We start from the raw sequence: 24,576 nt of genomic DNA on the forward strand, positions 1-24,576 counted from the left end.
AATTGACGTTTCTGAGGTCCAAATCGTCTGAGCGTCGTTAAGGGAGCCGACCCGAAGCGCGGACCGAGACTGAGTAGGAAAGAGGTCTAGGCACGCACTCCGATCGTCGGCGGAGTCCGGTGGGGATAATATGAGCAGGAGTCCGAAGAGAAATACGGACATCAAAGCAGCGGAATAATATTTGTTTGTATTCTGTATCCTGTGACAAACACGGGGGACATGCGCATTTCTCTCACAGACTCTACGCTATGTCATGATCGACGCATACGACGCTACGCTCGAGCACGCATCCCTTCCGGTGTATTCACGAGGAGGAGGGGGAGATCCTTCGTCCAGTGATGACGATGACGACGATGGTAGTAAGGTAGAGGACTCATAGGCACTGTCCCGGAATGAGTGGAGAAATAGAAAAGGAAAGAATACAATAAATTCCGCTGGAGAAAAGGAGGCTTCTCATCCAAATGGGATGGTGGGGCTCGGGCGGAGATCCAGAGGCGTAAGGCCAGTACACACACGGACAGTCCTAGGGGCGAGTCGAATCCAGACTCGCCCCAAACTTATGGAGTTGAGCTGGAAATCCCGAACTGCAGACGGGGAAAGAGAGGTGGTAATTTGTTTATCCTTCACTGAAGGAAAGAGTAGATAGACGCCGTACAGGAGCATGTCCCGTCACAGTCCGGGCAATGGGGGCGTCCGCCGACCCGGTCGTAATACCGGTTGATGGTTGCGACGGCAGCAAACTCATACTTCTCGAACAAGACGCGGCTGTCGACGGTGTGAGGCCGGTGCCAGGCGATGCCGAACGTGCGGGGCACATTCCGGTCGGCCACAATGTCGAGTCGTCGTTCGAAGAACGCAGAACCGATCCCGAGACCCTCCCAGTCTTGATCGACGCAGGTCAGGTGGAAAATACCATTCCGGTCGGCGAGGGAGAGCGGCCGAGAGAGCACATCGAGCCCCAGGTACTGCCGGGTGAATGCGGCGTCGCCCACGTCGAGAAACGAAAGACCGACCACAGGGCCGGAGGGGTGGGCCGTCGCCACGAGTCCGACGGCCGAGTGTGAAGGGCGGAGCGCCGCCTCGATCCACCGGTCCTGGGTAGCCGCCTCGCCGCCGAACCGCCGCGACCAGAGGCGTTTCACCGCCGCCGCGTCGGACGCCGCCATCGAACGCAGGTGAAAGGGACGATCGTTGGCCATGGGGACGTCACGTGAAATGGATCGTGCGACGAACGAAGGCGCTCTCCGTATCGTATTGTAGCCGACCACCGGACGGAAACCAAGTCCGCCGCATGCTGCCGATCATCCCTTTCGGTCCTGCCTCTTCTCCATGATCCTGCGCACCCTTCATCTGCGGTCGTTCCGGGCCCACACCGAAACGGAGCTGGCGCTCGCCCCGTCGGTGAACCTGTTGTACGGGCCGAACGGCGTCGGCAAGACCAACGTGCTGGAGGCGGTGCACTACCTGTGCCTCACCAAGAGCTTCACGGCTTCGCGCGACCGGTACGCGGTGCGGAAGGAGGCGCCGTACTTTGAGGTGGAGGGCACGGTGACGGGCGTGCGGCAGAAGCCGATGGAGGTGCGACTGGCGTACGTGCCGGGCGAGGGGAAGAAGATGTTCGTGAACGGGGCCGAACTGGACCGCCTGGCGGACATCGTGGGCGTGCTCCCCGTGGTCATCTTTTCGCCGGAGGACGCCGATCTCACGGCCGGCGGGCCCAGCGAGCGCCGCCGCTTCGTGAACAACATCCTCAGCCAGGCGCGGCCCGTGTACATGGACGACCTCATGAAGTACCGGCGCGCGCGCCGCCAGCGCAACGAGGTGCTGCGCAGCTACAAGAAGCGCCCCGACCCGCCGCCGAACGCACTCATCGAGCCGTGGACCGAGGAACTCGTGAGCCTCGGCAGCCGCGTCATTCACCGACGACAGCAGTTCCTGCAAACGTTTGTCGAGTACCTGACCGACGCCTACGATCAGATCGACGCCGTGGCCGAGCGGCCCACCATCGAGTACGACACCATTGCCGACCTTGCCCCCGACGCCTCCGTGGACGACGTCGAAGAGGCCTTTCGGGCTGCCCTCGACCGCAAAATGGGGCAGGAGCGCGACCGCGGGACCACGCTCGTCGGCCCGCAGCGGGACGAGCTCATCTTCCGCCTCGACGACCTGGAGGTGCGCCGCTACGGCTCGCAGGGCCAGCATCGAACCTTCGCAATGGCGCTCAAGCTCGCACAATATTTCTACCTCGACGACCGGAGCGACACCACCCCGCTGCTCCTGCTCGACGACGCCTTCGCCGAGCTCGACGCCCGCCGCACCGCGGTCTTTCTCGACCTTCTGCGCTCCAACGCAGTCGGGCAAACCCTCATCACCGCCACGGGCCGCGATCTGTTCGATCAGGCGGTCAATTTTGAAGCAGAGGCCCACCGCGCCCTGTCGGTCGAGCGACGGGAGGGGGCGGCCCACGTCGAAACGACGCCCTCTTCCAATCAGGATCCGGCCGAAGTGCATTGAAGGGGGACAGGGCCGAGTGCGGCGAAGTCGTTTTGTTGTAAGTATTTGGGGGAGAGTAGATTATGGCATAAAAAAACGAGAGGGCAGGGCTGCCTCTCGGCGGCGAGCGTGGATAGCAGCAGCGGGTCCGGACGTAGCGCCGATGGAGCAGCAATTGTGACGATTTGTGGAGCGGGATGAAAATGGGGCGTGGGATCGTTTCCCTGGAAACATCGATGGGGCAGCCAAAATTCTCATTTCGCACTTGCTCATCACCCACGGTTCTCTCGCCGATGAACACGTCTTCTTTTCGTCAACGGTTCGCGCTGCAGCGAGCTCGTCTGCTGCGCCTCGTCCTTCCGCTCGTACTTCTCGTCGCGGCCACAGGCAGTGGCTGCGTGAGCACCGGCACCAATCCCATCTCCGGCAATACCCGCGCCTACGGGTATAGCTGGGAGCAGGAGGTGAAGATGGGCACGGAAGCCGACCAGCAGATCCAGCAGCAGTACGGCGTCTACGAGGACGAGGAATTGCAGCAGTACGTGGACCGGGTGGCGCAGGACGTGCTGGCCGAGAGCCACATGCGGCGGCCCAGCACGCCGGAAAAGTTTCGCAACACGGAGTTTCACTTCCGCGTGCTCGACAGTCCCATCATCAACGCGTTTGCGCTGCCGGGCGGGTACGTGTACGTGACCCGCGGCTTGCTGGCGCACCTCAACAACGAGGCGCAACTGGCGGTGGTGCTGGGGCACGAGATTGGGCACGTGGCCGGGCGGCACGCGTCGAAGCAGGCGGCCAAGCAGCAAATTATGCAGGGGGTACTCATGGGCGGGGCCATTGCCGGACAGGCCGCCTTCGGCGGTGATGTGGCGCAGAACGTGATGGGGCTCGGCGGGACGGCGGCCCAGTTGCTTTCACTGAGCTACAGCCGCGACAACGAGCGGGAGTCCGACCGGCTGGGGGTAGAGTACGCAACGATGGCCGGGTACGACGCGGCGGAAGGGGCCGACTTCTTTACCTCCCTGAAGCGAAAGTCGAAGCAGAGCGGACAGAGCATCCCCACGTGGCAGTCCACCCACCCGGATCCCGGCCAGCGCGAAGACACGATCATTAAACTTGCGCAGGAATGGGCCCAAAAGATTGAGGGGAGTCAAACTGCCCGGAATCAGGAGGCCTACTATGCGTCCATTGAAGACATCATTCTCGGAGAAAATCCGCGGCAAGGATTTGTGGAAAACGAGGTGTTCTACCACCCCGACCTCAAGTTTCGCTTCCCGGTGCCCAGCGGCTGGCAGGTGCAGAATGAGACGAGTCAGGTGGCGATGATCCAGCCCAACCAGGAGGCGTACGTGGTCTTCCGGATCTCGCAGGCCAACACCCCGGCGGCCGCCGCTGAGGACTTTGCCGGACAGAAGGGGCTCACGGTGGTAGAGCGGCAGCAGGAGACGGTCAACGGTCGTTCGGCCTATCGGGTGCTGGGAGAGGGGCAGACCCAGCAGGGACAGACCCTTCGCATTCTCTCGTACTTTATCGCGTACGACGGTCGGGTCTACGCTTTTCAAGGGATGACCACGGCTCAGCAGTACGGGACCTATCGTTCGGCGCTGGAGCGCCCCATGACAGGCTTCGACGAGCTCACGGATCGGCAGAAGCTGAACATCCAGCCCACGCGTCTTACTGTTCGCCCGGCGTCGCGGGCAGTGGCCTTTCGGACGTTCGTTGATGAGAGCCTTCTGCCCAAGGACATCAGTGCCACCGATCTCGCCATCATGAATCAGGTCGATCTGGACGAGACGGTGGAGCAGGGGCGGCCGCTGAAGCTGCCGAAGTAGGCATTGTCCGCCGGGCCAGAGGCGCTCACCGCGTTGGCGATCTCCGGGAGGACCCCCCGTCGAGGGAGACCAATCCGGTGGCTTGGGGCTCGGTCATGACAGGATCTGGCGCGCCCTGGACGTCAGCGGTGCGAGGGCCCTACTACAGTCAGTGTAGGAACGGAACGGTTTATAGGATTGCGAGATTGTCTGCCGGACGAGGGAGAGGCCACCTGTGTAGCGTCATTGGACTCCAACGACGCTACACAGAGGATATTGAGTAAAACCAGTGCCGGGGGGCGCTTCTGCAGTTAATCTCGCAAAGGCACATTCCGTTCCCACGGACGATTGCCTCTCCGTCCCTGATGCCTGCATCCAGACATGCGTACTAGGGGCGCACATTGGAGGGGGGCGGGTGGGACTGGGGGCGTCAGTGTTCTCGGAGCGACGGCACTACTCGCTACCGGGCATAACGGGTTCTTCCTTTTCTTCCGTCGGCGGAATAACGCGACCTTCGCCGCCAAGGACCATCTGACTGTCGCGATAGATGTACGTCCGGACCTTCACGTGTTTGTTCTTCTCGATCTTCTCGGAGACCTTGATTTGGACGCGCACCTCGGACCCAACGGGCACCGGACGGAGAAAACGACACGAAATGCCGACGGCAATGCTGCCATGGCCCGGAAAATCGCGCCCCAGCACCTTGGAGATGAGCCCGAGGAGGAGGACGCCGTGGACGATGGGGCGTTCAAATCGGGAATGTTCGGCTGCGTATTCAGGATCGACGTGGAGGGGGTTGTCGTCACCGGTGATCTCGGCGAACTTCTGTACGTGCTCGTTCGTGACCACGCGCGTCCATTCGTGGGAGTCGCCGACTTCAATTGTTTCGTACGTGTGGGCCATGAGAATCGAAGAGTTGCGGATGTGTGTGCATCGTAAGCGTCGGAGAGGACCGCGCCGCAAAGTATAAGAAGAGATGAGGGAAAAACCCACCCCGGGGCTACATTCCGGGGATCTGTGGGGATGTGGGGGGGCGCCGGGAGGAGCGAATTCTCACAAATTCACGTTACGATGGAGGGCAGAGGCAGCGGCTCTCTGGAGGCAGGAACGGCGAACGTCGACCGTTCGGCACTCGGACTCAAATTGTGGAGGGCCATCTCGGTCCTGAATCGCGTTTTTTCAGAGTTTTGCGTTCAACATGAGCAAACTGTTCGACGCTCTTCGCCCCGTTATTCGCTTCGTCGTGCGGCGGGCCGGTTGGGTGCTGGTGGCGGCTCTTCTTGTCTCTGCGGCAGGAGTGCATCAGGCACAGAACCTGAGGATCGACACTGACTTTTCGAACCTATTGCCGGACGACTATCCGAGTGTGCAGGCCCTGGAGCGGCTGCAGCAGGCCGTGGGGGGCGAGAGCGAGGTGGCGGTGGGCATTGTGAGCCCTTCGTTTGAGGCCAACAAGGCCTTCGCGGAGGACCTCATCCCGAAGGCGCTGGAGATGGAGAGGCCGAGCGATGGGGCGCCGTATCTCACGCGGGTTGAGTACCAGCGGGAGGTCACATTTCTGAAAGACAATGCCCTCTACTTCGCGAGCGATCAAGAGCTGCAGGAAGTCGAGCAGTTTCTGGATCAGACGATAGAAGATGCGAAGCGGAAGGCGAATCCCTTTTTCGTTGACATTGAAGAGGAGGAGGCGGACGGGGGGGCGGACGGGGAGGAGTTGCAGCAGATGTACGATCGGTTGATTGGGAAGGAGTATCCCATCTCGCCCGACAGCACAACGATGGTGCTGCGCTTTTATCCGTCCGGGTCCCGAACGGACGTCGGGTTTATTGAGAACCTGTACGGCGACCTCCGCACGCTGGTGGACAGCCTCGGGCCGGACTCGTATCACGCGGAGATGGACGTGACGCTGGCCGGGCGCCTGCTGCGCCAGCAGGCCGAGGTGCAGGCGATCACGAACGATGTTCTCAGCTCGTTCGCGACCGGGGTGGCCACGGTGATTTTGGTGGTGGTGTTGTACTTCCTCTACAAGTCGTACCGAACGCGAACCGGGGGACAGTGGAGCGGCCGCGTATTGCTGGCGGAGCTGGTCCGGTCGCCCATTTTGGCCCTCGTCATTGCGACGCCGCTGTTCATGAGTCTTGCCTGGACGGGCGGCGTGGCGTATCTGGCCTTTGGGGACTTGAACCTCATGACGTCAACGCTGGGGCTCATCCTGTTTGGCCTTGGCATCGACTTTGGCATTCACTTCTACGCCCGCTACACGGAGGAGCGTGGCACGGGCCTTTCGGTGGTCGACGCGGCGGAGAAGACGTTTGTCAGTACGGGGCAGGCCATTGCCACCGGCGCCCTGACGACGGCGGCGGCCCTCTACGTACTCATGATCGCGGAATTTAAAGGCTTCAGCGAGTTTGGGGCCATTGCGGGGACGGGGGTGATTTTTGCGCTCGTCGCCATGACGATCGTGATGCCGGCCCTGCTGTCCCTTCTGGAGTGGGCGGGGCTTCTCAATCTCGCGGCGCGCGATCCGCGAACGGCGGGATCGGGAGAGGACCGCCGGTTCGGGGGCGCCCGCCCCATCGTGATTGGGAGCGTCGTGGCGGTTGGGCTCGCGCTGGTGGCGCTGCCTCGCGTGTCGTTTGAGTACGACTTCGGGAAGCTGGAGCCGGATTACGAGGCGTACGAGGAGCGGAATGCAATCATTGAGCGAGTGGAGAACAAACGGGCGGACAATCGCCGCAATCCGGCGTACGTGCTCGTGGACAGCGCGGAGAACGTGCCGGAGGTGGTGGCAGCGGTCGAGCACAAGGCGGAGGATTCGACCTCGACCGTCCTGGCCGTGGAGAGCCTGCAGGAGCGCTTCCCTCTTTCGGACACCGCCCGGCAGAACAAGCTGAGGCGCATTGCAGAGATTCGTGAGCGCGTCAACGAGAATAAGTACCTGCGCAATCAGGACTCCGAGAACATCGAGCGCCTGCGCCGCGCCGCCCAGACGCGGGAGGCGATCGAGCTGGAACAGGTGCCGGAGTTTCTGCGCAAGCAGTTTACGACGAAGGACGGAGAGCTCGGAAAGTTCGTGATGATCTACCCCTCCGTAGGCCTGTCCGACGGGCGGAAGTCGATCGCCTTTTCGAACGAAATCGGGACCATCACGACGGCCGACGGGACGACGTACCACGCGGCCTCGACGCCGTTGGTGGCAGCCGACATGCTGAAACTGGTGCAGGCCGAAGCCCCGTGGATGGTCGCGGCGACGTTCATCATCGTGGCGCTAGTGATGCTGCTCAATTTCCGGAGCCTGCGATGGGCGGGGCTCGCGCTGGTGCCGCTAGTGGTGGGGGTGCTCTGGATGTTGCTGGTGATGGAGGTCTTCGGCGTCAAGCTGAGCTTCTACAACATGGTGGTGCTGCCGGCCATCCTGGGCATCGGCAACGACGCGGGGGTGCACATGGTGCATCGGTACCGGGAAGAGGGGCGCCGGTCGCTCTGGACGGTGCTGCGGTCCACGGGCGAGCACGTGACGATGGGCACGCTCACGACAATGATCGGCTTTGGGGGACTGCTACTCAGCTTCCATCCGGGCCTCAACTCGATCGGGACGCTTGCGGCCATTGGGCTGGGGACAACGCTGGCGGCGGCAATTGTTTTTCTCCCGGCGCTGCTGCAGTGGATGGAGGATCGGGACTACGCGCCGGAGGATTTGGGAGGGGAAGAGTGAGGAGGAGAGGCGAGGGGGGACATTGCGGTGCCGCGTCGCGACATCGGGCGATCTCGAAAGGCTCAGGCGGGGTGGGCAAACACTCGGGCGATCGGAGGAGTTGTGGCTGATATTTCTGTAGAAAAGAAGGTTATTCTTTCGCGAGCGTATCGAGCGGACTGAGCGCATTGACGTTCACGTCCATCGTCTCGGTGCTGGAGAGGGCAAATGAGGGTCTCACTGGCTGGAGAAAAATCATGGTGATACGCCCCACAAAAACCGAGAGGCATACGTAGAATACTCGCCGTATACGTACACGTGGGAAAATGTCGGAAGCGAACTCGGCGGCAACGCCCGGCATCTCGGAGACATCCCGGCACGAGCATACACAGAACCGGACGTGAAATGGTCGATCGAGCACCGTCGGAAGAGCTACTACTCGAAAAATGCCATAGACATGGCCGTGTTGATAAATGACCTTCGAACCGCGGGCAACGAGGAGGCGGAGCTGATTACGACGCACGAGCAGCGAGCCAAACCAGACGAATCACCGCATTCGTGGAGGATCGTAGACGAGCCGGAGTTGATGACGTGGATTGTCTCTCATATCAACGGCGAGTGAGCGCATTCTGATTACGAATAACAAACGTTGGGGAGAAGTCGATCGCGATCGATTCTGCCCCACTGTGGAATCGCCCGTATTTGTCCCGACAACGAACGATGCCAACACAAGAGTGTGGGAGTACCGTCCATCGCCGTCGTTGTCGAGTGTACGCAACATGTGGGGGTTATAAGGGCGAGGTGGGAGGCGACCGGTTCAAATCGGGTCTTCAGATTGCGTTCTCTCCTCCAATCGCGGAGTGGGTCGAAGGATGGGGTGTAAGTGGGGAGCGTCGTAATAGGAGGCACTCTCGGTCTTCTGAGAGGCGGGAGTGTTTGCGGACGTACTTTTTCGGAGGGTTTTGGGGAAAGAGCGGAAAAAAACAATGGGTGGAGGGTACCCCCACGGTTCCCCGCAAGGATTCCCCACGGCTCGCGCGTTCCCGGACCGCAACGCAGATGCAACGATTGGAGGGATTCGTGAGTCTTCCTTGTGTTCTGTACGTTTAGGACACCGTCACACCGATTCTTCCGACACGAGGCTTTCTGCACGACTGATGACGCCGTACGAGTTTTTGCGCCGCTACGACGACAACAAGTACAACCGCGACAACCGAATGGTGAACGGGCAGTTTTTCCCGTCTGCCAAACTGGAGGTGGAGGAGGGAGAAACCGTGGGGGTCGTGATGCTCAACCTCGGGGGACCGGATTCGGAGGAGGCCGTGGAGCCGTTTCTCTACAACCTGTTTATGGATCCGGCGATCATCGACTTTTCGGAGGTCGTCTACTTCTCGGCCCGCGGCACACTCCGACACTGGTTCTCGCGCATCATTTCGTACTTCCGATCGAAGTCGGTGGCGGAGGACTACCAGGAGATCAGCGACGACGGCGGTTCGCCCATCAATCCGCTCACTCGCGAGCAGGCGTCCAATCTGGAGCAACAGCTCAACGAGCAGTACGCGTCACAGGCGGGCGTCGACTTCAAGACGTACATGGCCATGCGGTACTGGGAGCCATTCAGCGAAGAAGCGGCCGAGCAGATGCAGGCAGACGGCGTGGACAAGGTGGTGCTGCTGCCGCTCTACCCGCAGTACTCGAAGACGACCACCGGCGCCTCGCTCGTGTACTGGTACGAGCTGGAGCAGGCGGGCGAGATTCCGGACTGGCCCACGTCTTTCGTGTTTGAGTACGCCACGCATCCGAAATACATCGAGGCCCTGAGCGAGCGCATCGACGAGGGGCTGGCGCGCTTCCCCGACGACGTGCGCGACGACGTCCACATCCTCTTCAGTGCGCACGGCACGCCTCTCACGGAGATGAAGGACCGGCGCGATCCGTACTGCTGTCTCGTCCACTCGACCGTGAAGCACCTGATGGAGCATCGGGGGCACGAGCACGAGTTTAGTACGGCGTTCCAGAGCAAGGTAGGGCCGTCGGAGTGGCTCACGCCCGCGACGGACGACCGGGTAGAGGAGCTTGCCGAAGAAGGGGAGGACGTGCTCGTCGTCCCAGTCGCGTTCGTCACTGATCACATTGAGACCAGCTACGAGCTGGCCATCGAGATTCCGGAGGAACTGGAGGAGGAAGGAGCGCCCATTCCGGAGCACTACGAAGTGATGCCGGGCCTCAACAGCCATCCTAAGTTTATCGAAGCGCTGGCCGACGTGACGGCGTCACAACTCGAATTGCCGAATACGGACACCACGGCGCCCTGGAGTGCGCGGCCCTGTTACAAGAGCCGGGACCGCGACATTCGCTGTCACCAGTGCGAGCGCATCGCCGAGGCCACTGACTGGACCGAGAACGAAGAGTCGGAGGCGCGCACACCCGCTGCCGCGTAGGTTTGGGCATGGGCGTTGAGGGCGGGAGGAGGGCAGTCGGAGGGGGGGAACCTGTTCGGGCAGATGTGGTGGAGGACGGAGATTCCGCGCTAGTGGTGCGTCACGTTTTCCACGTCGGGTAGAACCATAGCCAGTGGGCTGTCCTCAGGACGCAGAATGCCGTACTCAACACAGCATGTTCAATTCGGAGCCCGACAGCTTCAGCTTGGCTGACCACTAGTAGACATTCACTTCTGCTCTGTTCGCCATGCCCAGCTCCCGAATTCCCTCGTGCGTTCGTTTATTGCGGCGCGGCGTTTTACTCTTTCTGGCTGTTCTCGCTATGAGCGGAGGTCTGAACCGCGCCCCCGCTCAGGACATGGCCGATGAGCCGACACCGGTCGTGCTGGACACCGACATCGGCAGCGACATTGACGACACGTGGGCACTCGCCCATCTGCTGCGGAGTCCGGAGCTCGACCTCCAAATGGTGCTCACTGCGACCGGCAACACGCGCTACCGGGGCCGCGTGGCGGCTAAGTTTTTGGCCACGGCCGGTCGCACCGACGTGCCCGTGGCTCTCGGCCCGTCCGGCGAGGCGGCCCACGAGTACCAGAAGCCTTGGGTGCGGGACTACCAGCTGGACGATTACGCCGGGCCGGTGCGGGAGAATGGCGTTTCGGCGTTCATCGAGTTGGTGCGAGCAGCCGACGGCCCGATCACGCTTATCGCCATCGGGCCGTTGCCGAATGTGGAGGCGGCTCTCGATCGCGCTCCCGGGATTGCCTCCAAGATTCACTTCGTTGGGATGCAGGGCAGTATCGATCGGGGGTACGGCGCCGGCTCTGATCCCGTTGCGGAGGCCAATGTGAAGGGGGACGTGGACGCGTTTCGTACGGTTCTGCGGGCGGACTGGCGTAGCTTTGCGATTGCGCCGCTGGACACGGCCGATCCGGTGGCCCTCACGGGGGACCACTACCAGAAGCTGAAGCGGTCAGACGATCCGATGTTGACGGCCCTCTTTGCAAACTATCGGCTCTGGGCCGATCGCGTCACCTGGACGGAGGTGGGCTATTTCGACGAACGCTCCTCCACGCTCTTCGACGTGGTAGCCGTCTACATGGCCTACAGCCGTGAGCACCTTGACGTTGAAGCGATTCCCATCACTGTGACCGACGACGGCATTACCCGCCGCGACGAGGACGGCATCCCGACCCGCATCGCAATTGAGTGGACCAATCTCGACGCGTTCTACGGCCACCTGACGCGGCGCCTCCTTTCGGAATGAATTCTCCCACCAGGATTGGACTTTGGACTGTAGCGCACTCTGAGAACGGCTTGTGCTATCGTGCAAAGTATGTGCAGCGCTTCGGAAGCAAGTTCCTTCCAAGACAACAGCACCTTCGTCGCTCCAGGGAATCTGAGATTCCCAGCATCTAGATGTCCAAGCTTGACTTGTGCTATCGAATTCATTCCGAGGGAATATTGGGCGCTGATTCTAATGTAGGCCACTCCAACGGCGGCGCAAGGCGGAAGGAGGCCGTGACGGCGCAGTGGTCGGACGGCGGGGACGGAGTGCCACAGCGAATCTTCCGATTCACCGGCGTCATGATGGCGGGCGGATAGAAGATATGGTCGATCTTTTGAGCCGGGGCATCGGCTGGATAGGTGCCCGAAAAATGAGGATGGCGACTGGGGAGCGTCGGGCGCAGAGCGGTCTCGGCCAGCAGGAGGCGCATTGTGGAGTCGGTCGCGGCCTGGCGAGGCCCGGACGTCGAATCGGGGAGCGGGCTGTTGAAGTCGCCTAGCAAAAGAACCGGCAGGCCCTGAGCGGTGATCTGGTCGTAGAGTGCGTTGACCCTTTGGGCCTGCTTTGCCCGGGTGGCTGCGTGGAACGCTTCCAGGTGAACGTTCATGACGGCGAGGGAGCGGCCGCCGAGGTCAAGGAGCACCACTTGGGCCAGACGGTCGAGGTAGAAGGCGTCTCGAACGAAGGACTGCGGCGGGCGCGAAAGAGCGATGCGCTGGTGCTGGCGGATCGGGAATTGGCTGAGCACTGCCTGCCCGGACAGGGTGCGACCGAAGTGGACCGCGGGGCGGCCGTACGGAAATGGGATGTATCGTTTGTCCCAATTCACGGCCTGTGCGGCGGTCGCGAAATTGAGCCGGGCCGCAAGGGTGTCGAGCTGATGCACGTACCCCGAGCGCCCACTGCCATAGTCAATCTCCTGGAAGGCAACCACGTCTGAGGTCGTTCGATGGAGGAGGGCGAGCGCCTCCTGCATATTAGCCGCAAGAAAAGAGTCGGAGCGGACGACCGGCTCGTTGTTTGTCATGCCGGACAGGTAGCCCAGGTTGTAGGTCGTCACCGTGAGCGAATCCGGAGCCGTGCTCGATGCTGGAGCATCATACTGTTTCGTCTGAGCGAGTTCCCCTTCCGACAGTCGTCCGGAGCTGGCCCATAAGAAGACGGCCGCGAGGGCCAGAAGGATCGAGCTGATGATGACGAAAAAGCGTTTCATAAGCGGCAAGAACGGCAGTTACCACGTCGTCTCGAACGGACGCGAGTAGTCCTTCGGGAGGGGAAGGACCGCCACCCGCACGCGCCGATTTCGCTGGCGGCCGCGAGCCGTATCGTTGGAGGCCCGGGGACGGGTTGAGCCGTAGCCTAGGGCCACAAATTGGCTGCGGTCGAGGGACGTGAGGTCAAGCAGTTGGCGCACCACGGTAGTGGCACGCGCAGCGGAGAGCTCCCAGTTTGACGGGAAACGTTCCTGGAGAGAGTCGCCGAGCGGAGTGTCGTCGGTATGACCTTCGATGCGGACAGTACGGTTCGGGTACGTGCTTTGCAGATGCCGGGCGAGGGCACGGAGCCGCTTCGTGCCTCCTTCGCTCAGGGTGGTTCCTGCCGACTTGAAGAGGGTGTCCACGGACAGGAGGGCGACGGTCATGCCTCCGTCTCGAAGTTGGCGCACCTCGTAGGTAAGGCGGTTGATCTGATCGTGCAGGATGCGGAGCTCGCGGTAGTATTGGCCGGTTTCAATGTCGCGGCGCAGCTGCAGGGAGTCGCGAAGCGCCCGATTTTTGTCTTGTAGGCGGGCATTCTCGGCGCGCAGCGAATCGGGCGACCGGGCCTTTCGCCCGACCGGTTCTCGTGCTGTGGTGCACCCGACCAGCAGGCCGATGAGCACGAAGGGACCAAGAGGAAACAGGCGGGACATCCGGTTAGAAGCAGCGTCGTGCAGAAGAGGGGGGAAACAGGATTACGGGGCCGAGTGCGCTTCCACGGGAGTGGACTGGCGCCCCCACCAGAGGAGGCCGAGCACGAACGCAAAGCCTACGACGATCAGTCCGACGACGGAACCGATCGGGTCGTTCGCACCGGGCCACCGGAGAACGCGATTGGGGCCGACGTAGGGCCACAGTGCGCGGAGCGCTCCTGCAATGAGGCCGACGAGGGCTGCCATTGTGGCGTCGTGACGGTGGGCAAGCAGCCAGTCCAACAGCTTGGCAAACGACCCGAGGCCGGCGGCCGCTCCCACACAGAACGTGAGGACATAGAGCAGAGAGGCGGGGTCGAGGGACGGAAGGCCATTGAGGGCGTGAAGGGTGGGCTCGTACACGCCGAGCGCCTTCAGAAGAAAGGCGCCGCTGACCCCCGGCAGAATCATGGCGCAGATGGCGACCGTGGCCGACAGAAATACGCGCAGCAGTCCGGGCTCGGCGGCATCAAGGACAGGGAGGCCCGTCAAAAGAAAAGCCACAATGGCACAGGTAACCCCAATTCCCATTCGGACGGGCGTCAGCCGCTCGATGCGCAGGGCGGGAATGAGGAGAGACGCGCCCACGAGCCCGAGAAACAGACCTCGCATCTGCTCGGGGTAGGTGTCCATGAGCCCGGGGATCAGACGGGCCCCGACGATGATGGCGAGGGCAATGCCGCCCCCCAACGGAAGGACGAAGCCCCAGGGCACGTCCTTCCAGTGCGAGCGGGCAGCCGCACCGTCCAGTTGGAGCAGGGAAAGGCCAAACGAGACAGCCGAGCTAATGGCGCTCACCAGCCGCTCGTAGACGCCCACGATGAGAGCCATCGTGCCCCCACTCACGCCGGGGATGATGTCGGCCCCGCCCATGAGCATGCCGTAGAGGAGGTAGCGGAGGAGGGCGGAAAGACGCGGCATGCGACGACGGTCGGACTGAGTAGACAAACCACAGAGGGGAGCGGGAGGCCAGTCCCCCGGAATGCGACGCCGATTGGTTACGACTGGTCAAGGTCAAGGAGTTGACGGACGCGATCGTTTTTGTAGAGATCAGGGTAGGCCCGGCGGAATTCGTCCTTCTTCGTAGGGTCAAGCCGGAAGGCGGTCTTGAGGGAGCGGATGCTCTCATCGGCCCGGCCAAGGGCCAGAAGCGCCTTCGCCTGCCGGAAGTACGTTCCGGCGTCGTTCGGGTCGATTTCCAACGCCTGCCGGTAGGCTTCCAGGGCCTCCTCGGGCTGCCGTTTTTCCAGCAGTGTTTCGGCATAGCCGACCCAGGCATTTTCGTCTGAGTCGTCGAGCTCCACGGCCTGCTGGTAGGCCGAGAGTGCCTCGTCGTACCGGCGGGCCTTGTAGGCACAGTTGGCCCGTGCCTTCCAGAATTTGGGTTCGCCCGCATTAAGGGTGAGGGCGTATCGGAAGCACTCCAGGGCCTCATTGTACTGCTCGTCTGCGTCAAAGCAGCATCCCAATCCGTACCAGGCCTCCGGGTAGGTCGATTCCTCGTCGAGGGCCTTCTCGTAGTAGGTGCGGGCGACGTCGAACGCTCCCTTTTCCTCGTAGGCCAGCGCCAGGTTGTAGTACGTGGCAGCGTCAGGGCCTTCAAGGTCCAGCACAGCCTCGTAGCTTTCGATGGCGTCGTTGAGGGCGCCCTTGTTGGCCTGCGCGTTGCCCCGGTTGTAGTAGGCCGAAGCGAAGTCGTCCTGGATGGCAATCGCCATGTCGTAGCTTGATACCGCATCGTCGAAGCGCTCCATGCGGTTCAGTACGATCCCGCGGTTGTACCAGGCGTCCTGCGAGTATGGGTCAATGTCGATGTGACGGTCGTAGGCCTCTACACTCTCGGTGTTGCGGCCGAGCCGGTCGTAACAGTACCCGAGTTCGTACCATACTTCGGGATGCTCCGGCTCGGTTTCGGCACACTGTTCGAAGGCCTCCGCCGCCGCTTCGAGTCGATCGGCCCGTTCCAGGGTCACGCCCCGGTTGAACAGCGCCTCACTATGGAAGGGGTTGATGGAGAGGGCTTCATCGTAGGCGTCCAACGCATCGCCGGTGCGACCCAGGCTGTCGAGCGTAATGCCGCGATTGATCAGCGTTTCCGTGTCGACGGGGTTCAGCTCTAGGGCCTTGTCGTAGGCAGCGAGGGCGTCCCGGTGCCGGCCGAGGTTGTTGAGGAGGATGCCCTTACGCATCCACGCGTCCGACTGGTAGGGATGCAACTCGATGAGATGGTCTACAACCTCCAGGGCTTTTTCCATGTTGCCCCGTTCGAAGTAGTAAGACGCAATCTCTTCGAGGTCGCTGGAGTCGAAGTACGAGGAGGGATCCTCCTCGTAGGCGGCGACGAGCTCTCTGAGATGCCCCTCACGAGGGGAGTCCTCAAAGTCGTCGAAGCCGAAGTCAAAGGTACTCATAGACGCGTCGGGTCGTGGTCCACGGAAGCGTACGGTACGCGCTGTCGGTTTAGGTCGAGGGCACGGGACATCGACCAGATCTCCGCATCACATTATAAAACCATCGCGAAGGCACTTGCAACAATGGGAACCAGTCTTGCAGGTTCTTTTTCTGCAATAACCGACTGATCGTTTACGAATTTGTCCCGTCTTGCGTTCGCCATGCTCCTCCTTACGTTCGAAGGCATTGACGGGAGCGGGAAAAGCACCCAGGCGCGTCTTCTCGACGAGCATTTGCAGGCGGAAGGACACGAGACGTTACTTGTGCGAGAGCCCGGGGGGACGGAGCTTTCCGAACAGGTGCGTTCTATTCTCTTGGAGCCGTCCTTGAACGTCCAACCGTTTGCAGAGTTGCTTCTCTTTTCCGCCGCGCGCGCCCAGCTCGTGGCCGAGCGCATCCGGCCGGCGCTGGACGAAGGGCACATCGTGATTTGCGACCGCTTCTACGATTCGACGACGGCGTACCAGGGCGCGGGACGAGGCGTCGCAGATCCCACGTGGCTGCGAGCCTTCCATCGTCGGGTGACCGACGCCCTCGTTCCCGATCGTACGTACCTCGTGGAGGTGGATGCCGAAACGGCCCGGGAGCGCCGGGGAGGCGAGGCGAGCGCGGACGATCGAATGGAGGCAGCCGGAGCGGATTTCTATGAGCGCGTCAGCGCAGCCTACGCTGAGCTTGCAGAGGACGAGCCCGACCGTTTTTGCCGGCTCGACGGCCGTCGTTCCATCGACGCGCTGCACCAATCAGTGCGAGCCGACGTGGCCGCCATCCTGGACGGGCGGGGCGGAACCGGCGTTTCCGGCACCGGTTCATCCGACCAGTAGGGCTGGGGCGACAATTGTCTCCCGTGCCCACGCTCGCGCGTCTACGTCGTCCGTTTTTCTGCTCAATCCCCGCTGTCCCGCATGTCGACGTTGCCTCAGCAGAAGCTCGAGGAAGTGCGCTCGATCTTTCAGGCATTTCTAAAGAAGCGAAACAAGCGGCAAACGCCGGAGCGTTTTGCGGTGCTGGAGGAGATTTACCAGACCGACGATCACGTAGATGCCGATGAGCTCTACGTGCGTCTCAAGCAAGACGGCACGCGCGTGAGCCGAGCTACGGTTTACAATACGTTGGAGCTGCTGCTGGAGTGCGATCTGGTGGTGCGTCACCAGTTTGGGAAAAATCAGGCCAAGTACGAGCGGGCCTACAGCTACTGGCAGCACGACCACCTTATCTGTATGGATTGCAATGAGCTCTTTGAGTTTTGCGATCCGCGCCTGCAGAGCATTCAAGAGATGGTGGCGGACATCTACGAATTCGACATTAAGCACCACTCGTTGAACATGTACGGCCACTGCATGCGGGAGGACTGTCCGAATCGGACGGAGGCGGAGACAGAGGATGAAACGGAAGAAGCCGCTGCCTAAACGAGCACTGCTTCGGTGCTGGAGTGCAATGAGTCTCCCGTACCGATTCTGAAGAGCGGCGTCTGTATTCGTTTCATGAGCGTGTCGTCAGTGTCTTGATGAGTTCAGTAGAGATTGCGCTTCGGCTCGTCGGGGGCGTTTTCCTCACCGGGGCCAATGCCTTTTTCGTCGTTACAGAGTTTGCTCTTACGCGGCTTCCGCAGCTCGATCCTGTCGACGATCCGCCGGGGCTTGAGCGGGCGCGTCAGATCACGGATCAGCTGGAGATCTACCTCACAGGGTGCCAACTCGGCATTACGGCGTCCAGCATTCTCCTGGGGGTCGTGGCAGAACCGGCCTTTACCTATCTGTTCCAGCCGCTGTTCGAGCTTCTAGGCCTGTCCGAGGCTGTTACCCATGCGATCTCCGTGGTCGTCGGGATTGTGCTGATCAACTTGATCCACAAGATTTGGGGGGAGCAGACCCCGACGTATCTTGGCGTCGAGCGTCCCCGACAGGTGGCCCGCCGAACGGCCTGGGCCCTTCAGGCCTGGACGACGGCCGCCTACCCCTTCATCATGGCGGGAGATGGGCTGGCAAAGGGCACGCTCCGGTTGTTCGGGATTGAGGTGGAGCGGTCGTGGATGGACGAGGAGGCACCGGGCGAAGAAGAGGGGGCCACCGGTGTTAGTGCCGTGCGGCGAGAGATTGGAGAGGTCCTCAGTCGGGCCGATTTGTCCCGCGAGCGCCGGAGTGAAATCCTTCGGGCCGTTGATATCGATCACATTCCCGTTCGGGCCATCATGGTACCGCGCTCGGAGATCGTTGCCCTCAGTACCACCGACGATCTGCACGAAAATCTGGAGCAGATGCGAGCACACTCCTACAGCCGCTATCCGCTCCTGGACCCGGACTGGGATCACGTGTACGGGACTCTCTACACGAAAACCGTTTTCCGCCACCTCCCCGAGCTGGAGAGGGGCAATACCTCGCTGGCGGGCATTGCCGAGCCCCCCGTGTGGGTGGATCCGGAGCTTCCGATCAGTGATCTGATCGACCGGCTGCAGCGGAAGCAACAGGAAATTGCAGTGGTGCGGGCCGAGGGAGACGTGCAGGGAATTGTAACGAGCACCGATGCCTTTGAGGCCATTGCCGGAGAGATGGAGGATCCGGGGGATGTGGTGCGGCAGCAACAGAAGCCGGGGAGAAATGGGGCCAGCGCCCCGTCGTGGATTGCGGAGGGGTGAGGCTTCACATTCTTTCCCATGTGCCGTAGATTCTGTGCGGGCCAGGAAAACGGTACCTGCATTGTTCGAGAACGCTCCGCACTGAATCGCAGAACCTGCGATATGGGTCGCACACTCATTATGTCCCCGGCGCGCGTGCGCCGAACGCTCCGTCGCCTGGCCTACGAGATTGTTGAGCGCAATCAAGGAGCCGGCGCCGTTGAACTCTTCGGCATTCTGGAAAGTGGAGTGCCACTCGCGCACAAGGTGGCGGAGGAGATCAATGCCATTGAGGATACGGAGTTAACGGCGCACGAGCTTGACGTTACGCCTTTTCGCGACGATCAAGCTGATGAGCATCAGCCCCCAGCCACCTCCACCCACGACGTAGACGTGACCGACCGCGATGTCGTGCTTGTGGATGACGTGCTGTTTACAGGGCGGACTGCCCGGGCTGCGCTCGATGCGGTCGTGCAGTACGGCCGCCCCCGATCGATCCAGCTCGTGGTTCTCATTGATCGCGGGCACCGAGAGTACCCCATCCAGCCCGATTGTACGGGGCGTCTCCTCCAAACCAAACACCGGGAGCAGGTGGATGTAGCTACCGAGGACGACTTTGCCGTCTACGTGGAGGACTGAGAGCCTGTATTCAGACAGAGCGGGAAGGGCTGCAAATGGCCCACGCCGCTTTCAGCGTTCTGCACTCTAAAAGCACGTGCTTCGCAGCGCTTCATCGACGATGCTCCCCATCGCCTGTTTCGCGCGCCTTGGAGGCGACGCGTAGCGCTCATTTTCGCCTGCTTCCTTCGATTGAATGCAGGCTCTGAAACCTTGGTGTGTCGACTTGCCTTCGGGAGCGGGATGTCGTCCCCGACCGGCTGGGAGAGAGCTGAGAGGAGTCGGAGGGGGGCTGCTTTGGCTTCGAGCACTTAGTGAGACCCGTGAACTCGCCAAACGGGTTCAAAAGGAGACTATTGCTGAGGGCGTGTGGTGGTCGTGTCCGACGCGGCGCTCGTTGTGTCGGCGGCAGACTCACGAAGCGCTGCGGCTTGCTCGGCGTCCGTCGTGGTGAAGAGACGAATCTCAGTCCCTGCACGCACGCTCGTGCCCGGCGACCGCCCCTGCCTGCGCACGTAAAGATTGGTCTCCACGGACTCGGTCGTATCCCGGCCCGTTGCCGGATCGGCCTCGTCACTCGATGCTGTATCGACAACCACCGACCGAAGCTGCTGCTCAAGCAACTGTCGTTGGGCTTCGTTCACGGTTTGCCCAACCACATTTGGGATCTCGACCGACGAGTCTCCCAGGCCTGTGCTATACCAGAGGTCTACTGAACGTCCTTCCTCAAGCGAGTCGCCCGCAGCAGGGGTCTGTTTGGTAATCGTGTTGGCATAGGGAGAGGGGATTGGGTCTTCCTGTACACTTCCTACTGTCAGGCCCAGCGAAGAAATGCGATTCTTGGCCTCACGGACGGACATGCCGTTCAGGTCAGGCATGCTCACCATCGGGACTTCACCGGCGTTCACCGTCAAGTACACACGCCGCCCCGGTTTTACCTTTGCGTTAGGCAGCGGGGTTTGGTCGACCACCACATTCTGAGCGACGTTCGGGTTGTACCGGCCAACTTGCCGCTGGACTTGCAGGTCGCGCCTTTGGAGCTGCTCCTGGGCCTTCGGAAAAGGCACGCTCTCGACGTTAGGGACAGTGGTCGACACGTCATGCCGGGTGTACGACGGCATGATGAGACCGTCGACGATGAGGTAGAGGGCGAACCCGACGCCAGCCAGCACAGCCACACCACTCCAAAAGTACCGGTTGCGGCCGAGGGCGCGCAGCCAGTCGAGCGCATCCCAAAACGAGTCTTGAAGGTTCATATTCGGAGCAGATAGTCAAAGCGAAGTGACCTGCGGCGTCGGCTGGAAATATCGAATGGGGAGAGGGGTTCCGAGGAAACCGGCTTAAGTGAAGAGCGAGAGAGCCAGAGGTGAAGGACCGATGCTCCATGTGTTCTTGAAACGAAATGGCGGAACCGCACCGTGGAGCGCATGTCTAAAGGCGTCCCGTCATCGAGAGGGGCCGCTGACAGGCCGCGCTCGGGCGGGTGGAAACCTCGCGGGGCGTGACACGATTTAAAGTCGTTTCACGCAAATGGACGAAACCAAGTCCCGCTCGCGAAGTCTAACATAGACGCGAAACGACGAGGGGCGGAGGCAGCCTACTCGAAACGGCGCGACTGTTCTTCAACTTACGGGCTCCAAGATGGGTCGGTCAGAAAAGTTGTCGAGTCGGCCGGAAAATGAACAGATTGTGAACTGTTCAGGTCGGGCTTGACAAAGACATAGATGACCCATTAATTGGTGAGTCCGCGCTGAGCCGAAAAGTGGCAGCGCAGAGTAAGAAAATTGTTCTTTGACGGAATTGGAAGCATAGCGAGTCCTGGTCGATTCCTTTGCGCCTAGCGGCGGAAAGCGAATGCGATCGAACCTAGATGTAAACTTTCCTACTACGGAGAGTTTGATCCTAGCTCAGGACGAACGCTGGCGGCAGGCTTAACACATGCAAGTCGCACGAGAACGTTCTGGCTTTGCCAGAACAAGTACAGTGGCGGACGGGTGCGTAACGCGTATATAACCTGCCTTCAGGCGCGGGACAACCTCGGGAAACCGTGGCTAATACCGCACGACGTCCAGACCCCGCATGGGGACTGGATGAAAGCCTTATGGTGCCTGAAGATGGGTATGCGTCGGATTAGCTTGTTGGTGGGGTAACGGCTCACCAAGGTAACGATCCGTAACTGGTCTGAGAGGATGATCAGTCACACTGGGACTGAGATACGGCCCAGACTCCTACGGGAGGCAGCAGTGGGGAATCTTGCACAATGGGGGAAACCCTGATGCAGCCATGCCGCGTGGAGGAAGACACCCCTATGGGGCGTAAACTCCTTTTCTGCGCGAAGAAACCTCTGTTTTTCAGAGTGTGACGGTACCGCAGGAATAAGGACCGGCTAACTCCGTGCCAGCAGCCGCGGTAATACGGAGGGTCCAAGCGTTGTCCGGAATCACTGGGCGTAAAGGGTGTGCAGGTGGGGCAGCAAGTCAGAGGTGAAAGCCCGCGGCTTAACCGCGGAAGTGCCTTTGAAACTGCTGCTCTTGAGTCCCGGAGAGGTTGCCGGAATTCGTGGTGTAGCGGTGAAATGCGTAGATATCACGAGGAACACCAGAGGCGAAAGCGGGCAACTGGACGGGTACTGACACTGAGGCACGAAAGCGTGGGGAGCAAACAGGATTAGATACCCTGGTAGTCCGCGCTGTAAACGATGAATGCTCGCCGTTGTCTCGTCAAGGGACAGTGGCTAAGCTAACGCGTTAAGCATTCCGCCTGGGGAGTACGATCGCAAGGTTGAAACTCAAAGGAATTGACGGGGGCCCGCACAAGCGGTGGAGCATGTGGCTTAATTCGATGCAACGCGAAGAACCTTACCTAGGCTCGAACGCTAGGCGCTCGCTCCTGAAAGGGAGCTTTCCGCAAGGACGCCTAGCGAGGTACTGCATGGCTGTCGTCAGCTCGTGTCGTGAGATGTTGGGTTAAGTCCCGCAACGAGCGTAACCCCTATTGCTAGTTACCATCGGGTAATGCCGGGGACTCTAGTGAGACTGCCTGCGCAAGCAGTGAGGAAGGTGGGGACGACGTCAAGTCATCATGGTCCTTACGCCTAGGGCTGCACACGTGCTACAATGGCTGGTACAATGAGCAGCTACACTGCGAGGTGGAGCGAATCTCTGAAAACCAGTCCCAGTTCGGATTGGAGTCTGCAACTCGACTCCATGAAGCAGGAATCGCTAGTAATCGCGGATCAGCAATGCCGCGGTGAATACGTTCCCGGGCCTTGTACACACCGCCCGTCAAGCCATGGAAGCTGAGAGCACCCGAAGTCCGTGACCCAACCTTTTGGGAGGGAGCGGCCGAAGGTGAGCTCAGTGACTGGGGCTAAGTCGTAACAAGGTAGCCGTACCGGAAGGTGCGGCTGGATCACCTCCTAGAGAGTTTTTCTCGATTGCATTGCGCACTGCTGCAAGAGCAATGGAATCGGCCGGACTCGCTATGCTTCCCTTCCCCTTGAGCTTCTGCAAACCAGGTACAGCCCTGTTAGGGTGCATTCCTCGATGAAGGGCACGCTGTGCCACGGAGGGGTATCACCCGATGTGGTCGGTGCCTGTGTAGATGGGGCTGTAGCTCAGGTTGGTTAGAGCGCACGCCTGATAAGCGTGAGGTCGGTGGTTCAATTCCACCCAGCCCCACATTGTGCTTGTCAGGCGGGGTTATAGCTCAGTTGGTAGAGCACCTGCTTTGCAAGCAGGAGGTCGTCGGTTCGAATCCGACTAACTCCACTGTGCCCAGAACCGTTGGGCATTTGTTCTTTGACATGATAGAAAGGTCATCCGCACTGCACGGAGCAACATTCTGTGTGGTTCGCTTCCGCGCGACCACATTTTGATGTTGCCTACCGAGCATGCGAGCGCAAGTTAAGCGGTGTACGTATACACCAACACTTCTGTTTTGCGTCCCCCACGAGAGTTTTGTGGTGGCATGTGCAAAATAGTGGGTGTTAAGCATAGATACGGCTCATGGTGGATGCCTTGGCATGGACAGGCGATGAAGGGCGTGATAAGCTGCGATAAGCCACGAGGAGTTGCAAATAAACGTTGATTCGTGGATTTCCGAATGGGGAAACCTGGCAAACAAAGTTTGTCACTTGGCACTGAATACATAGGTGTTAAGAGCTAACCCGGCCAACTGAAATATCTCAGTAGCCGGAGGAAAAGAGAACAATCGTGATTCCCTCAGTAGTGACGAGCGAAGGGGGAAAAGCCTAAACTGACGTGGTTTCGGCTGCGTCAGGGTTGTGGGGCCCACAATACGGAGCCACGCGTCGAAATTGAAGCTGACTGGAAAGCAGCGCCAAAGAGGGTGATAGCCCCGTAAGTGTAAGACAACTGGCCCCAGTGGGATACCCCGAGTATCACGGGACCGGAGAAATCCTGTGAGAACCCGCCAGCACCATCTGGTAAGGCTAAATACTCGTCCATGACCGATAGTGGACCAGTACCGTGAGGGAAAGGTGAAAAGAACGCCTAATCGGCGAGCGAAAAGCACCTGAAACCATGAGCTAACAATCAGTCGGAGCACCTTCGGGTGTGACGGCGTGCCTTTTGCTTAATGAGCCTACGAGTTGCTCCTCACTGGCCAGGTTAAGGCCTTCAGGGCCGGAACCGCAGCGAAAGCAAGTCCGAAATGGGCGCCGAGTCAGTGGGGGCAGACGCGAAACCGGGTGAGCTACCCTTGTTCAGGTTGAAGCGCGGGTAACACCGCGTGGAAGACCGTACCGACCAGTGTTGAAAAACTGCCGGATGAAGTGAGGGTAGGGGTGAAAGGCCAATCAAACCCGGAAATAGCTCGTTCTCCCCGAAATGCATTTAGGTGCAGCGTTGTGCTAAAGTGTGCTGGAGGTAGAGCACTGATTGGACTAGGGCCCTTCACCGGGTACCAAATCCAGACAAACTCCAAATGCCAGCTACACGTTCCACAACAGTGAGGGTGCGAGGGATAAGCTTCGTACCCAAGAGGGAAACAACCCAGACCGACAGCTAAGGCCCCAAAGTCCAGACTAAGTTGATTGAAGGAAGTCGGACTGCTTAGACAACCAGGATGTTGGCTTAGAAGCAGCCATTCATTAAAAGAGTGCGTAATAGCTCACTGGTCGAGCGGTCCGGCGCCGAAGATTATCGGGCATCAAGTCTGGCGCCAAAGCTTCGGATTCGTCTTTTGGCGAATG

18 protein-coding genes, 2 tRNA genes and 2 rRNA genes (1 of these 22 cut by a window edge) are annotated in these 24,576 nt (G+C 60.5%); 15 read left to right on the forward strand and 7 right to left on the reverse strand.

Annotation, left to right across the window (positions count from 1 at the left end):
• Window positions 1-253 precede the first annotated feature (253 nt).
• Window positions 254-379: a hypothetical protein gene (locus tag BSZ35_RS19880; protein ID WP_258096190.1), complete on the forward strand. Its 126-nt coding sequence runs from the start codon at window positions 254-256 to the stop codon at window positions 377-379.
• Between the two features lie 244 nt (window positions 380-623).
• Here BSZ35_RS19880 and BSZ35_RS10710 read toward each other — a convergent pair whose 3' ends face one another.
• Entirely contained in the window at window positions 624-1,199 is a 576-nt protein-coding gene (locus BSZ35_RS10710; protein WP_105012428.1) for a hypothetical protein, read from the reverse strand.
• Window positions 1,200-1,329: 130 nt separating this feature from the next.
• Here BSZ35_RS10710 and BSZ35_RS10715 point away from each other — a divergent pair, with 130 nt between their 5' ends.
• Window positions 1,330-2,514 (forward strand): DNA replication/repair protein RecF, encoded by a 1,185-nt coding sequence (locus BSZ35_RS10715; RefSeq protein WP_105012429.1) that lies wholly within the window; start codon window positions 1,330-1,332, stop codon window positions 2,512-2,514.
• Between the two features lie 272 nt (window positions 2,515-2,786).
• Entirely contained in the window at window positions 2,787-4,325 is a 1,539-nt protein-coding gene (locus tag BSZ35_RS10720; RefSeq protein ID WP_181149290.1) for a M48 family metallopeptidase, read from the forward strand.
• Between the two features lie 432 nt (window positions 4,326-4,757).
• Here the strand turns inward: BSZ35_RS10720 and BSZ35_RS10725 are convergent, their stop codons facing one another.
• Window positions 4,758-5,207, reverse strand: a complete 450-nt coding sequence (locus BSZ35_RS10725) for a MaoC family dehydratase (protein WP_105012430.1) — start codon at window positions 5,205-5,207, stop codon at window positions 4,758-4,760.
• A gap of 295 nt (window positions 5,208-5,502) precedes the next feature.
• Between BSZ35_RS10725 and BSZ35_RS10730 the strand changes: the two genes are divergently transcribed.
• The 4 genes from BSZ35_RS10730 to BSZ35_RS10745 all read left to right on the forward strand — a co-directional run bounded on the left by BSZ35_RS10730 (window position 5,503) and on the right by BSZ35_RS10745 (window position 11,706).
• Complete coding sequence (locus BSZ35_RS10730) at window positions 5,503-8,019, forward strand: MMPL family transporter (protein WP_105012431.1); 2,517 nt, start codon at window positions 5,503-5,505, stop codon at window positions 8,017-8,019.
• 379 nt (window positions 8,020-8,398) lie between these two features.
• Window positions 8,399-8,620, forward strand: coding sequence for a hypothetical protein (locus BSZ35_RS10735; protein WP_105012432.1), 222 nt, complete (start codon window positions 8,399-8,401; stop codon window positions 8,618-8,620).
• A 535-nt stretch (window positions 8,621-9,155) separates the two neighbouring features.
• Window positions 9,156-10,439, forward strand: a complete 1,284-nt coding sequence (gene hemH / locus BSZ35_RS10740) for a ferrochelatase (RefSeq protein ID WP_105012433.1) — start codon at window positions 9,156-9,158, stop codon at window positions 10,437-10,439.
• 247 nt (window positions 10,440-10,686) lie between these two features.
• The gene (locus BSZ35_RS10745) at window positions 10,687-11,706 is read left to right on the forward strand and encodes a nucleoside hydrolase (protein ID WP_219846626.1); all 1,020 of its coding nucleotides are present in this window, start codon (window positions 10,687-10,689) and stop codon (window positions 11,704-11,706) included.
• Between the two features lie 181 nt (window positions 11,707-11,887).
• On the opposite strand, the gene BSZ35_RS10750 is transcribed toward BSZ35_RS10745, so the two are convergent.
• The 4 genes from BSZ35_RS10750 to BSZ35_RS10765 all read right to left on the reverse strand — a co-directional run bounded on the left by BSZ35_RS10750 (window position 11,888) and on the right by BSZ35_RS10765 (window position 16,089).
• Window positions 11,888-12,940 (reverse strand): endonuclease/exonuclease/phosphatase family protein, encoded by a 1,053-nt coding sequence (locus BSZ35_RS10750; RefSeq protein ID WP_105012435.1) that lies wholly within the window; start codon window positions 12,938-12,940, stop codon window positions 11,888-11,890.
• A gap of 18 nt (window positions 12,941-12,958) precedes the next feature.
• Window positions 12,959-13,639 carry an OmpA family protein gene (locus BSZ35_RS10755; RefSeq protein WP_105012436.1) on the reverse strand — a complete coding sequence of 227 codons (681 nt, stop codon included), beginning with the start codon at window positions 13,637-13,639 and terminating at the stop codon, window positions 12,959-12,961.
• Between the two features lie 42 nt (window positions 13,640-13,681).
• Window positions 13,682-14,599, reverse strand: coding sequence for a DUF368 domain-containing protein (locus tag BSZ35_RS10760; RefSeq protein WP_105012437.1), 918 nt, complete (start codon window positions 14,597-14,599; stop codon window positions 13,682-13,684).
• Between the two features lie 77 nt (window positions 14,600-14,676).
• A complete protein-coding gene (locus tag BSZ35_RS10765; RefSeq protein ID WP_105012438.1) occupies window positions 14,677-16,089 on the reverse strand; it encodes a tetratricopeptide repeat protein in 1,413 nt (470 codons plus the stop codon).
• Between the two features lie 201 nt (window positions 16,090-16,290).
• Here BSZ35_RS10765 and tmk point away from each other — a divergent pair, with 201 nt between their 5' ends.
• From tmk to pyrR, 4 genes are all read left to right on the forward strand, one after another.
• Complete coding sequence (gene tmk, locus BSZ35_RS10770; protein ID WP_105012439.1) at window positions 16,291-16,953, forward strand: dTMP kinase; 663 nt, start codon at window positions 16,291-16,293, stop codon at window positions 16,951-16,953.
• Window positions 16,954-17,034: 81 nt separating this feature from the next.
• Window positions 17,035-17,538, forward strand: coding sequence for a transcriptional repressor (locus tag BSZ35_RS10775; protein WP_105012440.1), 504 nt, complete (start codon window positions 17,035-17,037; stop codon window positions 17,536-17,538).
• A 98-nt stretch (window positions 17,539-17,636) separates the two neighbouring features.
• Window positions 17,637-18,764, forward strand: coding sequence for a hemolysin family protein (locus BSZ35_RS10780; RefSeq protein ID WP_105012441.1), 1,128 nt, complete (start codon window positions 17,637-17,639; stop codon window positions 18,762-18,764).
• A gap of 102 nt (window positions 18,765-18,866) precedes the next feature.
• Window positions 18,867-19,382: a bifunctional pyr operon transcriptional regulator/uracil phosphoribosyltransferase PyrR gene (gene pyrR, locus BSZ35_RS10785; protein ID WP_105012442.1), complete on the forward strand. Its 516-nt coding sequence runs from the start codon at window positions 18,867-18,869 to the stop codon at window positions 19,380-19,382.
• A 332-nt stretch (window positions 19,383-19,714) separates the two neighbouring features.
• Here pyrR and BSZ35_RS10790 read toward each other — a convergent pair whose 3' ends face one another.
• Window positions 19,715-20,617 (reverse strand): PASTA domain-containing protein, encoded by a 903-nt coding sequence (locus BSZ35_RS10790; protein WP_105012443.1) that lies wholly within the window; start codon window positions 20,615-20,617, stop codon window positions 19,715-19,717.
• Between the two features lie 628 nt (window positions 20,618-21,245).
• On the opposite strand from BSZ35_RS10790, the gene BSZ35_RS10795 reads away from it, so the two are divergent.
• From BSZ35_RS10795 to BSZ35_RS10810, 4 genes are all read left to right on the forward strand, one after another.
• Window positions 21,246-22,783: ribosomal RNA gene (locus tag BSZ35_RS10795) — 16S ribosomal RNA — on the forward strand.
• Window positions 22,784-22,966: 183 nt separating this feature from the next.
• Window positions 22,967-23,041 (forward strand) — tRNA-Ile (locus tag BSZ35_RS10800).
• Window positions 23,042-23,058: 17 nt separating this feature from the next.
• A tRNA-Ala gene (locus tag BSZ35_RS10805) sits at window positions 23,059-23,131 on the forward strand.
• Between the two features lie 216 nt (window positions 23,132-23,347).
• Window positions 23,348-24,576, forward strand: a 23S ribosomal RNA gene (locus tag BSZ35_RS10810); it runs 1,702 nt beyond the window's last position.
• The 16S and 23S rRNA genes sit together here with 2 tRNA genes alongside, the layout of an rRNA operon.

Origin of the sequence: Salinibacter sp. 10B (assembly GCF_002954405.1) — a bacterium.
Taxonomy (GTDB): Bacteria; Bacteroidota; Rhodothermia; order Rhodothermales; family Salinibacteraceae; genus Salinibacter.

Coding starts and splice junctions, on each gene's coding strand:
- BSZ35_RS10790 (WP_105012443.1), bottom strand. CDS start 20,617: ATGAACCTTCAAGACTCGTTTTGGGATGCGCTCGACTGGCTGCGCGCC.
- BSZ35_RS10750 (WP_105012435.1), bottom strand. CDS start 12,940: ATGAAACGCTTTTTCGTCATCATCAGCTCGATCCTTCTGGCCCTCGCG.
- BSZ35_RS10730 (WP_105012431.1), top strand. CDS start 5,503: ATGAGCAAACTGTTCGACGCTCTTCGCCCCGTTATTCGCTTCGTCGTG.
- BSZ35_RS10715 (WP_105012429.1), top strand. CDS start 1,330: ATGATCCTGCGCACCCTTCATCTGCGGTCGTTCCGGGCCCACACCGAA.
- hemH (WP_105012433.1), top strand. CDS start 9,156: ATGACGCCGTACGAGTTTTTGCGCCGCTACGACGACAACAAGTACAAC.
- BSZ35_RS10765 (WP_105012438.1), bottom strand. CDS start 16,089: ATGAGTACCTTTGACTTCGGCTTCGACGACTTTGAGGACTCCCCTCGT.
- BSZ35_RS10760 (WP_105012437.1), bottom strand. CDS start 14,599: ATGCCGCGTCTTTCCGCCCTCCTCCGCTACCTCCTCTACGGCATGCTC.
- tmk (WP_105012439.1), top strand. CDS start 16,291: ATGCTCCTCCTTACGTTCGAAGGCATTGACGGGAGCGGGAAAAGCACC.
- pyrR (WP_105012442.1), top strand. CDS start 18,867: ATGGGTCGCACACTCATTATGTCCCCGGCGCGCGTGCGCCGAACGCTC.
- BSZ35_RS10755 (WP_105012436.1), bottom strand. CDS start 13,639: ATGTCCCGCCTGTTTCCTCTTGGTCCCTTCGTGCTCATCGGCCTGCTG.
- BSZ35_RS10720 (WP_181149290.1), top strand. CDS start 2,787: ATGAACACGTCTTCTTTTCGTCAACGGTTCGCGCTGCAGCGAGCTCGT.
- BSZ35_RS10710 (WP_105012428.1), bottom strand. CDS start 1,199: ATGGCCAACGATCGTCCCTTTCACCTGCGTTCGATGGCGGCGTCCGAC.
- BSZ35_RS10725 (WP_105012430.1), bottom strand. CDS start 5,207: ATGGCCCACACGTACGAAACAATTGAAGTCGGCGACTCCCACGAATGG.
- BSZ35_RS10745 (WP_219846626.1), top strand. CDS start 10,687: ATGCCCAGCTCCCGAATTCCCTCGTGCGTTCGTTTATTGCGGCGCGGC.
- BSZ35_RS10775 (WP_105012440.1), top strand. CDS start 17,035: ATGTCGACGTTGCCTCAGCAGAAGCTCGAGGAAGTGCGCTCGATCTTT.
- BSZ35_RS19880 (WP_258096190.1), top strand. CDS start 254: ATGATCGACGCATACGACGCTACGCTCGAGCACGCATCCCTTCCGGTG.
- BSZ35_RS10780 (WP_105012441.1), top strand. CDS start 17,637: ATGAGTTCAGTAGAGATTGCGCTTCGGCTCGTCGGGGGCGTTTTCCTC.